The following is a 14,971-nucleotide window of genomic DNA, read 5'->3' as shown; positions in this document are numbered from 1 at the left end:
TAGAAGGACGGCCATGCGTCAGGTCGTCATTCCCAAGAACGAGCTCAGTGAGTTCGATTTGCCCCGGGTGTGCGTCATCACGGGGCAGACGGAAGGCATCACGTTCCAGCCGGTGAAGTTCTCGTGGTATCCGCGCTGGCTGCTCATCTTCGTGCCGTTCGCGGCGCTCATCGTGCTGCTGGTGGCGATGCTGCTGACGAAGCGGGCGCAGGGGACGCTGCCGTTCAGCGAGGAGGGCTGGGCGCAGTGGAAGCGCGCGAAGCTCGTCTTCGGGTTGTCGTTCCTGGGGACCATCGCCGTGTTGTGCGGCGCCATCTTCGCGTTCGCCGGGAACACGCAGACCGGGAGCTACCTGATGGTGGGGGTCCTGGTGGCGGTGCTCATCCCGGTGGTGGCGTACTCCGCGGTGGTGCAGGGGAAGGTGCCGCAGGTGGTGCGCATCGACAATCGGGAGGTCACGTTGCGGCTTCCCAGCGACGAGGCGGCGTCCGCCATCCTGAGGCATCTGCAGGCGGGACAGGCCTCGCGGGCGATGCCGGCGCGTGAGGTGCGCTCGGCATGAGCGTGGAGGCACCGCCGGAGGGAGCGAGCTGCGCGGCGCATCCGGAGGCCGCGGCGAGCTGGGTGTGTCTGCGCTGTGGCACGTTCATCTGCCCGGCGTGTGAGCGTCGGGTGCGGCCGGAGGCCCGGCCCATGTGTCCGACGTGCTGGGATTTGCGCTCGCGCGTCGTGCCGGCGGCAGAGGGCACCAGCAAGTCGACGGTCATCACGGGCTTCGTTCTGGGCGTGCTGTCACTACTCCCCTTCTGCTTCATCCTGCAGGCGGGCGCGGTGATCATGAACCTCGTGATGATGAGCCGCGTGGAGAAGACGCCCGAGCTCGCGAGACTGCGCTGGATGCCCATCGCGGGCCTCGCCTGCTCGGGACTTGGCTTCGCCATCACGCTGCTGGTCTGGCTGCTGGGGGGCGACCTGCGGGACTGAGCGACGAGGCGACGCTCATGCCCCCGTCGCGAGCTCGTCGAGCATGACGAGACGGTCTGGGGTGCGCTCTATCACCTCAAGCACCTCCCTTGCCGCCGCGGCCTCTCCTTCCACCAGCTCCCGATAGAGCAACCAGAGGCCTTCTCGGGCGGCGGCTCGGCACTGTTCGCCCAGGTTGCCGTTGCCACGGTCGACTTCGGATTGATGCGATTCGCCTGACGTGAGCTGGAAGAGGAGTTCGAGGATCCCGATTCGAACTGGCATGGGGCGCTTCGCGTCCACGAGCGAGGCCATCAGCACCTGTGTCGTGGCGACCGCCGACTCGAAGAGTTGCCCCTGGACCACGACCTGATTCTCGATGCGCCAGTATGCCGTCTGGATTTCGGAGGGCGCCCGAGCAGAGAACAGGCTCCGAAGCGCGGTTGGAATCGCATCCGCGACTCCCTGGATGACTCGCAAGGACGACCATGGATGCCTTACAAGCTCCATCTCCGCCAGCAGTTCCGCGTTCATCATGTGTCCAAGCTCAGTTCGGGACTCTTGAACTTCGTGGTTCAGACCTCGTCGAACTTCACGCCCAGGGAGCCCATGGATTCCAGAGCGTCCTTGATGGCTTCGTCGACGATGATGGGGATGCTGTATCCCCAGAGTCGAAATGCCCGAGCGACTCCGACCTTGGACTTGTCAATCCTCAGTCCCAGCACGGAGCGGTACTGCCCAGCCTTCTTGGGCATCACGTCCTCCTCCGTGAAGTACTGCACCGACTTGCAGGCGGCATCGTCGATACACCGCCTCTCGGTCCGCACATTGAGGAGGTAGTGAGGTCCAACCTCGTCTCCGACCTCGACCGGAAACAGCTGCACATCCTCGGAGGCCAGGTCCCGGAACACCGATGCCGCTCGCGCTCCAAGAACCGGCGTGAGACCCACTCCCGCAAAATCCATCTCCAAGGAGCACCCGGGACGCGACACGGGGATACGAAGCTTCTCCTGAAGCTCCAAGGAACGCCCTCGCCGGAATTGCCAGATGTCCTCGACCTCCGTCCCCTGGAGGTCCGTCGGGTCGTCGAGATACCAACGGCCCTTCACATAGACATCCAACGTCGCGCTGAAGAAGCGCCGTTCCATGACCTACTCCCGAGCAGCCCCTACAATGAGCTTTCGCAAGTCCGACCCTTTGTACCGCACCGGATTGTTGAAACACCAGGCTGGTCGTAATCAGGCCGATTGCCTCGACTGCATCAAATCTCGCAGGGCCTGCCTCGGAGAGAGGAAGTTGTGACGATCCAGCAGCCAGTGCTCGCTGTAGCGTTGAGCCCAGTCCAGCAGCGCCTGCCGCAGTTCCTCCACGGTGGCGAAGGTGCGCACCCAGAGCAGCTGCTCTTTGAGGATGCGGATGAAGCGCTCGGCGCAGCCGTTGCCCTCGGGGCTACGGACGAAGGACGGACTGGACTCGGCGCCCAAGAAGCGCAGCTCTTTCTGGAATGCGTCGGAGGTGTACTGACTGCCGTTGTCGTGGCGGATGGAAAGCCCCGTGGCCACACCTCGGCCGTACGCAGCGAAGCGAGCCCTGATGCCCTGGCGACTGGGCTCGAGGGCCTCGAAGCGCGTGCCCACCTTCGGCATGGATGCCAACGAACTCGGAGGTACCATGGTCGGCGGCGATGAAGACGGTGGCCTGGCCCTCCAGTGTCGTCATGGTACAGGTGGCATCGGTACCCCACATGACATCGGGCCTGTCGGTGGTAATCGTGCCGTCGTGGTGGCGCGGCCCCAGCGCCCGGCCGGCGCGGCCCGGTGCAAGAAGACCCGCCTGGCGCATCAGCCGCAAGCAGCGGGCCTTCGAGGTGCGTACGTCCTGAGCACGCAGCCGAGCCCATACCTTGCGGTGCCCCTCGCGCAGGAACCGCGAGCGGGCCAGCACGCCGCGGATGGCCTCCAGCAGCGCCTCGTCCGTCAATGCCGTCTTGGGGCCACGCTGGGCCGCTGGGAGGGCCTGGGCCTGACGACGGGCCCGGTGCCGGTAAACCGTGGCACGGGACACGCTCCAGGTGGCTGTCACGAGCGCCAGGCCGTATGGCTTGCCACTGGAAGGCGAGAGCTGGACGCTCATCCTCTCGACTTCCTCCAGGGAAAAACCGGCGCGTTGCCCTCTAAACCAACGATCTCGATTCTCGCACGACGTCAGGAGGCGCGCCTGAGGGCGGCTCGGCGCAGGGATGGACAGGCTGAGCGCTGTGCATTCCGCGCGTCGAGGTAGGCATGTACCCGCACCATGAGCTGGGCCATGGTGCGGCAGCGGTGGTTTCGCGTGACGTTTGCGTGCAGGTCGAGCCACACGCGCTCGATGCGGTTGCCCTGGGGGCAGTAGGGCGGCAGGAAGTGGAGCACGATGCGCTCTTTGAGTTGGACCAGCGCCTTGCGAGTCTTCTGACTGGTGTGGACCGCTGCATTGTCCAGCACGAGGTGGATGCGACGAGCGCGCCGGTATTCCCCCGCCAGCCGCCAGAGCAACTGGATGAAGAGGTCGCTGGCCTTGGATTTGCCCTCCACCCACGTCAGCTTTCCCGTCCGGACATTCAACGCTCCAGCCAGGAAGCGCTTCTGGTTGTTGCCCGGGGTCACTACCACCCGACGCTGCCCCGGAAGACACCAGTCGTGTCCGACCTTGGGGTTGAGATGGATGTCCACCTCATCTACGTGGAGCACGGGCTCTTTCGGGGGTCGTGTCCCTATAAGTGTGTAGTCGGCGAGCAGGGACGAGCGGGAAAGAGGGAAGCTCCTCGGTGAAACCAACCGAGACGGTCTCCCCCTGGCAGGGGAGCCGAGGAGTTCCCTGAAGTGGACGATACCGAGTTTGCCGCGCCCTCGCACGAGGAGGTGCGCACCGACGTGCGAGGCCTGTTCCTGGGAGCCATCCGCATGACGCTGGAGATGCTGCTGGAGGAGGAGATTCGAGGGCTGGTGGGGGCCGGGCGCTGGCAGCAGGCGGCAGGGCGGAAGGACCAGCGCAACGGCAGCTACCTGCGAGGCCTGCTGACGTCCATGGGGCACCTGGAGGTGGCCGTGCCCCGGACGCGGGCCAGCGGCTCGGCGGAGGCCGTCCTGGGCCGCTACAAGCGGCGCAGCAAGGAACTCGACGAGGCGATTACCAGCGCGTACGTGCAGGGCGTCTCCACGCGGAAGATGGGTCGGGTGACGCGAGCGCTCATGGGCGAGGAGGTTTCGCGTTCGACGGTGAGCCGAGTGACGAAGTCCCTCGAAGAGAAGGTGGAGGGCCTTCGCACCCAGCCTCTCACCCAGGCCTTCCCCTACCTGTACCTGGATGCCACCTTCCTGGACGCCCGGTGGGCGCGCACGGTGCAGAACGTCTCGGCCCTGGTGGCCTACGGCGTGGGAGAGGATGGGCACCGGCACCTGTTGGCCGTGACTCTGGGGGGCAGCGAGTCGCAGGACTCCTGGCTGGAGCTGCTGCGCCAACTGCTCGAGCGAGGGTTGAGGGGCGTGCGCCTGGTTATCGCCGACGGGCACGCGGGGCTGGCCGCCGCGGCCCGGCAGGCACTGCCCGAGGCCCAGCTCCAGCGCTGCACGGTGCACCTCACCCGGAACGTCCTCGCCAAGGCTCCCTGGCGCCTGCGAGGACGCCTCGGCAAGGAGACCTCGGCCGTCTTCGAGGCCCCCTCTCTCCAGGACGCCAGGAAGCGTCTGGAGGCGCTCCAGGCCGGACTGGGCCGCCAGGTCCCCGAGGCCATGGAGTGCCTGCGCGAGGGCTTCGCCGCCGCCACCTGCTTCTTCTCCTTCCCCAAGGCCCACTGGAAGCGCCTGCGCAGCACCAACGGCCTGGAGCGTCTGCACGGCGAAGTGAAGCGCCGCATCCGCTCCGTGGGCGCCTTCCCGGACCGTGCCAGCGCGCTGCGTCTCATCACCGCCGTCGCCCTCGAAGTGACTGGTATCTGGGACGACCGCCGCTACCTCGACATGGCCCTGCTCAACTCAACCCCAGACACTGCCGCTGCTTGACCCCGCCAAGGAGCATTCCTCCCCCGAACCCCCCTCCGAACAACTACACACGATTCGGGACTTGACCCTTTCGGGGGGCGTGTGTGCATGCAGGCACTTCAACTCGTAGAGCCGGCGCCGACGCTTCCACGCGAGCCAGGGACACTTGACGATGGGCCTGGCGGCCTTGCGCCGCGCGCCGAGCCAGGTGAGCGCGCGGCCCATGGTCGCCACGGAGACCTGGGGCATCCCGCGGCGCTCAAGCTCCAGGCACAGCAACTCCCGTGTCCAGGTGGGCCGGCACCAGCCCCAGTCCTCGGGCGTTCCCACCAGCACCCGCGCCAGCCTCTCTCGGAATCGCTCGTCTACCTTGCGCTGGCCGTTGCCCTCCCTCCTGTCTCGTAACGCTCCGCGTCCGTCCTCCCGGTAGCGGCGCACTGCGCTGACAACGGTGGAGGTTGCACAGCCCAACTCCCGGGCTGCCGCGTTGCATGAGGCTCCCCGCCCCACAGCCGCCACGGCCATGCACCGCCGCATGGTGAGCGGGCAGCCGCTCCTCTCACCCCACCTCAGCAGCGCCTGCCGCTGCTTCCTCTTCAGCCACTGCCTACCTTTGCCCTCGGGCAGGGCCTTCTCGCTCTCAGGTCTTCTGCGCACACAGAGCCGAACGAGAAGTGCCCCTGCTCCCTCTTCCCGCTCACTTCCCGCCTGCCCGCCCTTCAGCCTGATCGAGAATCACGAACTTCGGTTTAGCAGCCGGGCCTTCTCGGCCAGCAAATCGTTCTTCACCATCAGCTCGCCCACCATGGCCTTGAGTCGCAGCACCTCGTCGTCCGCAGGCTCGGGCTCCCGGCTCTTGAGGTTGGCTTCCGCTCCAACCAGGAACTTCTCCTGCCACTCGCTCAGCACTGTCGCCGTGGCGCCTAGTTCCCGCGAGAGTGCGTCGAGTTCCTCGCCCTTGAGCAGCCGGAGCACGGCCTCCATTTTCCGCTTCGCCGAGAACCGACCGAGATATGCCGTCCTGTCCTGTCCTGTCCTGCTTTTGCTGCTTCTTCACATCGACCTCACGAGGGGAAGCTATCCCCAGAGAGGTGTCGCAAGAAATCCTGGGGCGGAGAATGACGCAGACCTCACCAAGCGATGCACCCTGGATATCATTGGGCTCCACAGAGTCTTCTCACAAGAACTCTAGCGTCAATTGCGATGCATCGCGCAAGCTAGCTGCGTCCCTACCCCAGTAGGTACGCGTCGCACTATCAGCCATCAGTTCTTTCCTACAACGAGCCATCAACCATGCGGACCACGTCAAGAAACCTGGAGACTTGTCCACCCCCCTCTCTCCCTCATAGTACCGGGTCTTGAAGAACAGACGCCCTGGACGTATCACGGAGTTACTCACCCTACAGGGGCTGAACTCAACGACTGGCGAATCAATCGAGTCTACTCTGTAGAGACTCTTGCCAGGCACTGGTTGAAATCGAACTTCACGCAAGTCCACAGCCCTGGCCAGGAAAACCATGCGTTCCTGATCCGCAAGCGCACCTTCAGCCTCGATGATTTCAGGTTTCTCTGCCAGTCCATTGATAACTCGAAAATCCTCTCCCGTACGAAGAACACTCTCCAATGCCTTCACGTCCACATTCGTCAGACACACCGATATTTGTCGTCCCACAAAGGCCTCGTCAGTTGTAGGGGTGAAACTGCGGGCGGACTCCAGTCGCTCGCTCGATATCATCAAGAGCCTTCACTTCGCGCGACACTGGATTTCCACCTACGGTCTGTCGTCCGATTTGATGCATTTCCATTACCTGTCCAGTAGCGGGGTCTCGGCCCGAAACATCAACAAAGCGATTCTGCTTATACCCGCCCGGGGTCCGCACATGAAGCTCAGTCTGCGGCTCAAGGCCTCTAGCCGCAACCTCATTCTCCACCTCCTTGACCTTGGCTTGGTGCGCTGGCCCGCCCTTCTTTCCGTATGGATTCGGTGGCGCTTTTACGTCACTCCCTCCACCTCCATCGCTCCCGCCCCCTCCTCCACTCCCGGCCTGATTCGCCATCTGCACGGCTTGGACAGCGCCCGCCACGTTCGCCCCGGCCAAGCTCACAGCAACCACGCTTGTCCCTATCGCAACACCGCCCAGGGCCACGACAGGAACTCCCACACCTGCCCCGACCCCCGTAGCAGATGCCGCACCTCCCACTCCTACAGCGGCAGTACCGCCAGAGGCCGCAGCCGCAGCGCCATACAACCGGACACCAGCCCACGCAAACTGCGCCCCCGCGTAGCCCGTATAGAACTCCCGGGTTTGACCCTCGGGAGGTGCCACCATACTTAGGAAAGGAACCGCTCCATTAATCCCACCCAGGAACGCGCCTTTCAGATACTCGACAGATGTTTCGGAGATACCATGCTGCGAGAGCAGGGTCCGCAGGACAAAGTAGGCAAACTCCAGAGACATTCTGTGCGACTGCGGAAGCGTGCCCACGTACTGCTCATTGCACTTGCCATCATTTGATGTTCGACTTGTCGGAGCCGAACACGAACTCCAAGGAGACCCAGGGTCGACGCGGGGCCCTCCCGCAATCGCCGAGCCCCCGTACCAGCTGTCATAGATAATGACCGGCAGCTCGCTGGGAACAAATCCCGAAGGATCCGTGTAGCGCAGCGGGTTGTTCAGCACATAGCTGTAGCGATTGAGTGTCTGGCTCATTCGCGGTCCCGCGTACAAAGGGTCCGCGCTGAGGAAGCGACCCAGCCTCGGATCATACATGCGGCCCCTCATATTGATGAGCCCCACCTCCTCGTCGTGCTCATGTCCCGTGAAGCCCTGACGCACCTTCGGGTTTCCACGCACCTGCGGGCTCCCCACCGCATGCGAATACCGCCTGCCACCGAAAGGCTCGTACGCCAGCACCTCGAAGGCTACGCCCCCTTCGTCCGTCAGCGTATCGACCGAGCCCAGATGGTCCTTGTGGATATAGAGCGTCTTCTGCGCCCCCTGTTGTCCCTGGGCATCGGTCGTCCACGACACCTGCGCCACGGCGCCACTCCCGCCCATCACATTGAAAGCATGGAGCGCGGCCCCCGCCGCCGAGCGACGCATCTCGTAGAGCCCGCCCACGTAGAACGTCACATCTCCTGACGAGGAGCGCTTCACCGTGCGCTGGTCGAGTGCGTTGTAGCGGAAGGTCAGGTCATGAGAACCGCTGGTGATGCGCGAAGGCAGGTTGAAGGGCGTGTACTCCACCGTTCTTCCAGGGGCTGTAAGTTGGTTGCCATTCGCGTCGTAGGTGTATGCCCCCAACGAGGAACGAGACACCGCATGAGGGCCCGCTCCTCCCGTGCCCTCGTAAAAGTACGAGAGACTCTCCCCTGGTCCCTGGCGAACCGTCCGCCCCAACAAGTTTCCCAGGTCGTCGTAACTGAAATCCACTGCGGTCGAGCCGCAGTTCTGGAACGCCGTCCAGTTCTTGAGTCGGTCCAGCGCGTCGTAGGTGAAATCTTCTGTTGTCCGCGCCACCCGGTCATGCCTGCTGCGCGGGTTACCGTTCGCCTCGTACTCGTAGGCCAGGATCTGGCGTGCCTGCGTCCCTGACTTCGTTTCAATGAACAGCGGACGCCCTCGGGTGTCGTACCGGCGCTGGCTCACCACGCCATTGCCGAACACCTCGGACGTCATCTGACCCAAGCCATTCTGTGACTGCGCCTGCCAGTAGCTCTGGCCAGTGGCGGCACTCTTCACCCTCTCCAGAGCCCCCCACGGCTTGTACTGGTGGTCCACCGCGAAGCGCTGTCCTCCGGCCGAGGGATAGGACAACCGCTGCAACTGGTTGTAGTCATCGAACGTGCGGGAGAAAGCGAAGACGTTGCCTTCAACGCTCCACGTCTCGTCAACGGGACGCAGAAGCGCATCGTAGGTGTAGACGACACTGATGTCGTCCAGACTGGTTCCTGGATCCCCTTCCTGCGAGCTGCTCAGCAGCGCCCCCACCTTGCCCAGTGCCCCAGAGACGTCCCATGTAAAGCGCGACACCCCTGTCCGATCCAACCTCGTGACGACGCGGCCCAACACGTCCCGGTCATAGGTCGTCGTATCTCCATTCGCACGGGTCTCCTGCGTCACTTCGCCCCAAGCGTTGTATTGCGTCGCCAGCGAGCCGGAGTTCGGCTCTTGGACCTGGATGACACGTCCCAAGGTGTCGTAAGTGTACCGAGGCCCTTGCCCGTACCCGTTCGTCACCGACTCCAAGAGCCCGAAGGGCGCGTAGGTGTAGCTCGACGCCAGACGCCGAGTGGCCAGGACATCCTCGGTGCGCAGCAATTGCCCCTGTGCATCGAACCAGCTCTCCACCAGATTGCCCTTCTCGTCCCACCAGGACTGCTTCGAGCCCTCGTACTTCCAGGCCTGATGCGTCCCATCCGGTGCGTCCACGCGGAGGCGGCGGCCCAGATTGTCGTAAGTGAAGGTGGTGGCAACCCGCTCGAAGCCGGTCGGGGACGGTATCCATTCCTTCCGCAGCCGGCCCAGGCTGTCATACTCGAGAGTCGTAGTCGCAAGCCCTCCATCGAAGGCCCTCCGGCTGAAGCTCTTGCGGCGCCCAAGCCGATCCACCGTCGCAACTTCTTCCTGATAACCGTCGGTCGCCGCGGAGGTGCGAATCCTCGTCGTGCTCGTCAGCGCACAGTAAGAACTGTCGGCGCAAGCCGCGTAGCTGAAGGTCGTGTCAGCCAGTCCAGGAGCATCAATGCGTCGGAGCCGACCGAAGCCATCATACTGGTTGCGCGTGGTGAGACCGTTCTCGTCCACCTTCACCGCGAGCAACCCCAAGCCTCCGTGATAGGCGAGACTCACCGAGTGCCCCAAGGCGTTGCTCATCACTGCCGGCCAGGTGCGGTCCAGCGTGTCGTAGGTGATGGACATGCTCCGTGCCGGCAATCCCCCCGCCGTACGGACGATCTGCCTTGCCAGCCCATCCGAATCCCGGACGTACGTCGTCGTCATCGCCAGGCTCGGATTTCCAGGCTCCGCCGTCTCACTGGCCAGCAACGCCGTCCCTGGCTGGTAGGTGAACGACTGGGTCCGCGTCACGGACCGCCCGCCGATGGTACTCGTCACGGTCCGGTTCAGCGTCAAGCCAATGAGCCATGCCGTCGAGTCGTTGTGGAAGGACTCCGTCCCCGTCTTCACCTCTGAACCGACAACCTCGCGCCAGTTCGTCACATTGCCGTAGGACCAGTCGTACTCCCTGGTGCTCTCCAAGCGCCGCAGAAGTCCCGAGGTCTCTGATTCCGAGACCAACCGGTCATGGACCTCTTCCGTCAATCCCACGGGCAGCAGCGTGCCGACCGTACCCGAACTGACACCGCTCCAAGTGCGGTACTCGTAGGACATCAGCCGGGTCTGAACCAGGAGTCGGTCTCCCAAGGCGACACGGGCCACTTCCTTCCGTGGCTCCTTCGCATAGGGGTATCCCGTCCCCACGCGCGTCTGGTTGTCGAACTCGGCCCGCATCTGCGTGCCCGCCGCAACCTCTCGAACCGTCACTGCACCAAAGCCAATCCAGCCATGCCCTAGGAGATCCGCGCGCCCGTCCTCATAGCTATACTGTCTCACCCGCATCGGATGCTCTCCAGCATCGGAGAGGTGCTCCGACACCAGCCACATGCCCTTCCGAAGGCAGTGCTGTGGCCACGCGCAGGTGGTCCCTGGCGTGTATACGGAGGAATCAATCATCGGTTTGTAGGTGAAGCGCACCTGCCCACCCAGAGAGTCGCTGACGTTGGCCAGCAATCCCCCCTGGACTCCCTTGCGTTTGTAGAGGCGCAACGAGCCATCGACGACCTGGGCCATGTCCATCAGGCCATCACCGTCGTAATCCAAAAGCTGGGAGAGCTTGTAGCCTCGCGTCGAAGCAACCTGCCCCACCGGGATCGACAGTGGACGCACGGTGAAGCTCGTCCCCTGGGACTCGAGCACCGCCAACTCGGTGCGCACATTCCCGACGCGGTCCATCAACAACAGGTCCTGGCGCCCGTCACCGTTGTAGTCGAATACGCGGATGCCATTGTCACGGGTGAAACTCCCGAGGCCACCTCCTGGCGGCAGCACAACAGCCACAGGCTCGGCGAAGCCGTTGCCCGTATTCATCAGAACCTCGAGTTCCGTCCCATCAGGCTTCGCACGCAATGCATCCGGCAGGAAGTCCCCATTCAAGTCCGCGAAGAAATACTGCTTCTCCGACACATCCGTTCGCACGAGGGTCGTCTCCTCTTTCGTGAAGACCCCTTGACGCATCGTCACCGCCCAGTAGTTCGGCCCCACCACGTCATAGGCGCCAGGAACACCGGGCCTGTCCCTCATCTCGAGGATGAGCAGGCTGGACTTCCCGGTTCCCTCAAGGTCGACCACCATCTGCGCGTTGTCATTGCGGACTGAGGTCACGATGGGCTGGAACGACTGGAGCGTTCCTCCTACGTTGAGTCGGTAGCCCAGTTGCATGGAGCCATTCACCTGTCCCTCGCGGACCAGGTCCGGGTAGCCGTCACCATTGAGCTCGGCGTACCAGAAGTTCCCACCCCGGCCATCGTCGCCCGTCTCCGAGTACCAGTTGTAGGACGGGGGAGGCTGATTGGTTTTCTGGAAGTGCTTCAAGCGGCGCGGCGGGCTCAAGAGACAGCCCTCGTACTCCTCAAGGCTGACATCGATGAAGCCATCCAGATTGGTGTCAACCCAGCGCCCATCCAGCCCCGATGAAGCCTCCCAGCACGCGAGGGGGAGATTGCCCACCTCACCTGTCGTGAACTGCCCCGTCCCGGCTGAAAGGCGGAGGTTCCACCTGTAGCGCCCCGACGAGTCATAGGGAGTGCGATAGAGAAGGTCGTCGCGACCATCTCCGTTCGCGTCCACGGGGTTGAGCACCCAGAAGCGATTGTAGGTGACTCCCTGGGTCAGGTCCGTGAACCCCGTGTCCACTTCGTCGAAGCCAGGGTCATTCTGGGTGTAGTTGAACGTGATGGGGCGCAGACAGACCCCAGCACCATCACAATCCTGGAAGCTCTGCAGCAGGCTGAGGTTGCTCAGGGCGTCCTGTGTATAGGTGAAACGGTAGATGCGAACAAGCCCCACAGCGGCGGGGTTCGGCGCACTCACATGAATCTCGCGCAGCCTCCGCGACATTTTCAGCGAAAGGCCCGAAACATAGATGACCGCAGTATCGGGCCGAGGCTCATAGTCCAGTTCGACAAAGCGCGTAGCAGCCACCCCCGCCCCAATGGAGGAAGCAGTATAGGCGATGCGATCCAGTGTCTGTTCATAGCCTGCCCCCGCGGCGTCCTGATGGACGGTGTAGTGGTAGGTGATGGCGTTACCGCTGCGGTCCTCGACCTTCGCCAGCGCCCAGGCAAAGCGACTGTCGTGTGCATCCACAGTGGTGGAGACGCCCTCCAACCCGGCAGGCCGAACACTGACGCGCCGACCTGCGAACGTCGAACCATGGAGCAGGCCGTAGGTCAGGATGCGACCGCTCTTCTCATAGACCCTGAACTGGAGTGGCCCCCCTGCGTCGGAGGAGAGCGACACCACCTTCGCGAAGCTCTCCTCTTCTGTACGGTACTCCGTGTTGGAGGCACCATAAGCCCCCTGGACGGCAACGAGTCTCTGGCCATCCAGACAGAAGACATCTGAGTTTGTGAAGGTAATTGCCGCGGCGTCCCCATCCTGGGCCACGGTCTTGGAACATCGGGTGATTCTAGACTTCACCGACAGGCTCCACCCTCGCCCGAGCGAGCCATTGGAGCCATTGCTACTGTAACGCAGCGCGAGGTCAGGTTGGATGCCCGCCCGCCCCGTCGGCAGCCACAAGGGCAGCGCATAGGTGGCGGAGCCATCCGGCCCCACCCCGGACATCCCCGTCACACGCTCCGCAGCGTAGCCATCCGCACCGACCTCGGTCGGAAGGAGGGTATCACTCGGGGCCTCCACCATCCGTCCGTTGTTGCGCCCCAGGGCGTCCTGGCGCTCCCACGTCGACATATCAGCGGGCCCACAGGACCCCGTGGCCATGGCCACGCACCATGCGGAGAGAATCAATCGTTTCATCGGGCAGCCTCGACCATCACCACGAGTCTTCATCCAGAAACAGAATCAAACACCTAGTCTTGACTCTGCCGAGTCTCCACGTTGCCTTCACACACGCCCGCCTTGCAGAAGGTGCCAGTCGGGCACGGGCCGCAGGTCACAGTGCCTCCGCAGCCGTTCGTCGCCGAGCCACACTGGCGTCCCGCAGCGGCGCAAGCTTCGGCCTTGGGCATTGGCGTGCATCCACAGACATTCGGGGTTCCCCCACCTCCGCACGAGTTCGTACCAGAGCAAGCACCACAGTCATGCGTCCCGCCACAGCCGTTGGGCACCAGGCCACAGTTCTTCCCTGTGCAAGCCAGTGCCTTGGGGATGGCGGTGCACCCGCAGATGTTGGGCGTGCCGCCTCCTCCACACGATTGAGGACTGACGCAGGAACCGCAGTCGTGGAAGCCTCCGCACCCATTGGAGACCTGCCCACAGTTCCTTCCCGCGCAGGCTGACGCCTTGGACACGGCGGTGCATCCACAAACGTTCGGCGTACCTCCACCGCCACACGTCTGGGGACTGCCACAAGAGCCACACGGAACCGCGCCGCCACAACCATCGGAGACCCAGCCACAGTTCTTGCCAACGCAAGCTGTTGGCGCGGACAACGGGGTGCACCCACACACCCCTGGAGTCCCACCGCCCCCGCACGAGTCATGACCGGTGCAAACTCCGCAAGGGTACTCACCACCACAGCCATCCGCGGCGGAGCCACAGTCCCGACCGGCACACGCAGTAGACTGCGGCACGCGGGCACACCCGTTGGCAGCGCCACACACATTGGCGAGGCCCTCGGCACCGCAGATCTGTCCCTGAGGACAGGCGCCACATTCGAGCGTCCCACCACAACCATCTGGCGTAGAGCCACAGTTGGCCCCCAGACGCGCACAGGTCCAGGGCTCACACTGACACACGAGCGTGTCCGAACGACAAACGCCGCCTTCGTCGAACTCTCCGTCACAGTCGTCGTCCACCCCGTTGCACTGTTCAGGAGGCGCTTCACATTGGGTGGACCACGCTCCCCCCGTGCAGTGAGTCGTCGATCCGGGACAGGCGCCGTTGGGGCCCACGCAAACGGTGGTCAACGTATCCGGTCCTTGACCGGGCGCGTTGTCGACGATTCCATCACGGTCGTCGTCGCACCCGTTGCACACCTCACTCGAGGGAATCAGTCGCGTACACGCCCCCAGCGAGCCGTCCTGGCCACACTGTCGATAGGCCTCGGCGCCACATTGACCGCTGCACGGCACCTGCTTGTCAGCGGGAATGATACAGGCCCACCCCCCAGCTACGCAGGTCATCGTTCCTGTGCAACCATTACCTTGAGGGTCACACGCCCCCGCCGTGAGCCCCTCGTCCACAAGACCGTCCCCGTCATCATCGCAGTTGTTGCAGACCTCCGCCCCCAAGGCCGTACATGAACCCGCGAGCACGTCGCCATCCGAGTCACACTGGAGAAAGCCGGAGCGACCACAGACAGAGCAAGACTGGGTCGAATTTGCCACGTACGAGCATTCACTCCATTGCTCGTTGCACGTCTGCGTACCCACGCATGCGCCCTTGCTGCAAGCCTGGATGGATCCCTCTGGGAAACATGTAGCCCAGCCCTCTCGTCCCCCAAGCACCATCACCAGGAGAATGATTCCTGCCAGCCGCGAACAGTGGAAACGCACAGACACGCACCTCATGAGTTCGTCCCTTACCAATTCAAACCAACAGCAATGCGCATGCCCAGCGCAGACACTTCAACCACACAGGTCTGACAAGGAATCGCGTGGACTGCCAAGACGAGCTCGGCGAGGCGCCGACCTATCGAAATGAGAATTCATTGAAATCCATGCACTGACACGCCCCAAAAGGTGC

General features: G+C 63.6%; 9 protein-coding genes and 2 pseudogenes. 3 read left to right on the top strand and 8 right to left on the bottom strand.

Annotation, left to right across the window (positions count from 1 at the left end; translation table 11 throughout):
- Positions 1-13 precede the first annotated feature (13 nt).
- Together AC6JA9_RS04855 and AC6JA9_RS04850 are read left to right on the top strand one after the other, a co-directional pair.
- Positions 14-562 carry a hypothetical protein gene (locus AC6JA9_RS04855; RefSeq protein ID WP_267698108.1) on the top strand — a complete coding sequence of 183 codons (549 nt, stop codon included), beginning with the start codon at positions 14-16 and terminating at the stop codon, positions 560-562.
- Positions 559-984, top strand: a complete 426-nt coding sequence (locus tag AC6JA9_RS04850) for a B-box zinc finger protein (protein WP_223783607.1) — start codon at positions 559-561, stop codon at positions 982-984. The genes AC6JA9_RS04855 and AC6JA9_RS04850 overlap by 4 nt, the downstream gene beginning before the upstream one ends.
- Positions 985-999: 15 nt before the next feature.
- On the opposite strand, the gene AC6JA9_RS04845 is transcribed toward AC6JA9_RS04850, so the two are convergent.
- The 5 genes and pseudogenes from AC6JA9_RS04845 to AC6JA9_RS04825 all read right to left on the bottom strand — a co-directional run bounded on the left by AC6JA9_RS04845 (position 1,000) and on the right by AC6JA9_RS04825 (position 3,857).
- Positions 1,000-1,500, bottom strand: a complete 501-nt coding sequence (locus AC6JA9_RS04845) for a hypothetical protein (RefSeq protein WP_223783608.1) — start codon at positions 1,498-1,500, stop codon at positions 1,000-1,002.
- A gap of 38 nt (positions 1,501-1,538) precedes the next feature.
- A complete protein-coding gene (locus AC6JA9_RS04840; protein ID WP_223783609.1) occupies positions 1,539-2,111 on the bottom strand; it encodes an imm11 family protein in 573 nt (190 codons plus the stop codon).
- A gap of 90 nt (positions 2,112-2,201) precedes the next feature.
- On the bottom strand, positions 2,202-2,609 hold the full coding sequence (locus AC6JA9_RS04835; RefSeq protein WP_370641934.1) for an integrase core domain-containing protein: 408 nt from the start codon (positions 2,607-2,609) through the stop codon (positions 2,202-2,204).
- 181 nt (positions 2,610-2,790) lie between these two features.
- A pseudogene (locus AC6JA9_RS04830) lies at positions 2,791-3,096 on the bottom strand (IS3 family transposase); the annotation flags it as partial.
- Between the two features lie 71 nt (positions 3,097-3,167).
- A complete protein-coding gene (locus tag AC6JA9_RS04825; RefSeq protein WP_497959170.1) occupies positions 3,168-3,857 on the bottom strand; it encodes an IS630 family transposase in 690 nt (229 codons plus the stop codon).
- On the opposite strand from AC6JA9_RS04825, the gene AC6JA9_RS04820 reads away from it, so the two are divergent.
- On the top strand, positions 3,825-5,003 hold the full coding sequence (locus tag AC6JA9_RS04820) for an IS256 family transposase (protein WP_497959169.1): 1,179 nt from the start codon (positions 3,825-3,827) through the stop codon (positions 5,001-5,003). The genes AC6JA9_RS04825 and AC6JA9_RS04820 overlap by 33 nt on opposite strands.
- Here AC6JA9_RS04820 and AC6JA9_RS04815 read toward each other — a convergent pair.
- The 3 genes and pseudogenes from AC6JA9_RS04815 to AC6JA9_RS04805 all read right to left on the bottom strand — a co-directional run bounded on the left by AC6JA9_RS04815 (position 4,977) and on the right by AC6JA9_RS04805 (position 13,081).
- Positions 4,977-5,507 carry a helix-turn-helix domain-containing protein gene (locus AC6JA9_RS04815; protein ID WP_497959168.1) on the bottom strand — a complete coding sequence of 177 codons (531 nt, stop codon included), beginning with the start codon at positions 5,505-5,507 and terminating at the stop codon, positions 4,977-4,979. The two genes, AC6JA9_RS04820 and AC6JA9_RS04815, sit on opposite strands and share 27 nt — an antisense overlap.
- Positions 5,508-5,717: 210 nt before the next feature.
- Positions 5,718-5,975, bottom strand: a pseudogene (locus tag AC6JA9_RS04810) (IS3-like element ISMtsp5 family transposase); the annotation flags it as partial.
- 689 nt (positions 5,976-6,664) lie between these two features.
- Complete coding sequence (locus AC6JA9_RS04805; protein ID WP_497959167.1) at positions 6,665-13,081, bottom strand: RHS repeat-associated core domain-containing protein; 6,417 nt, start codon at positions 13,079-13,081, stop codon at positions 6,665-6,667.
- Positions 13,082-14,971: the final 1,890 nt, after the last annotated feature.

The organism is Myxococcus sp. MH1 (genome assembly GCF_059738865.1).
Note: the sequence above shows the minus strand (reverse complement) of the source record. Positions and strands in the feature narration are given on the sequence as shown.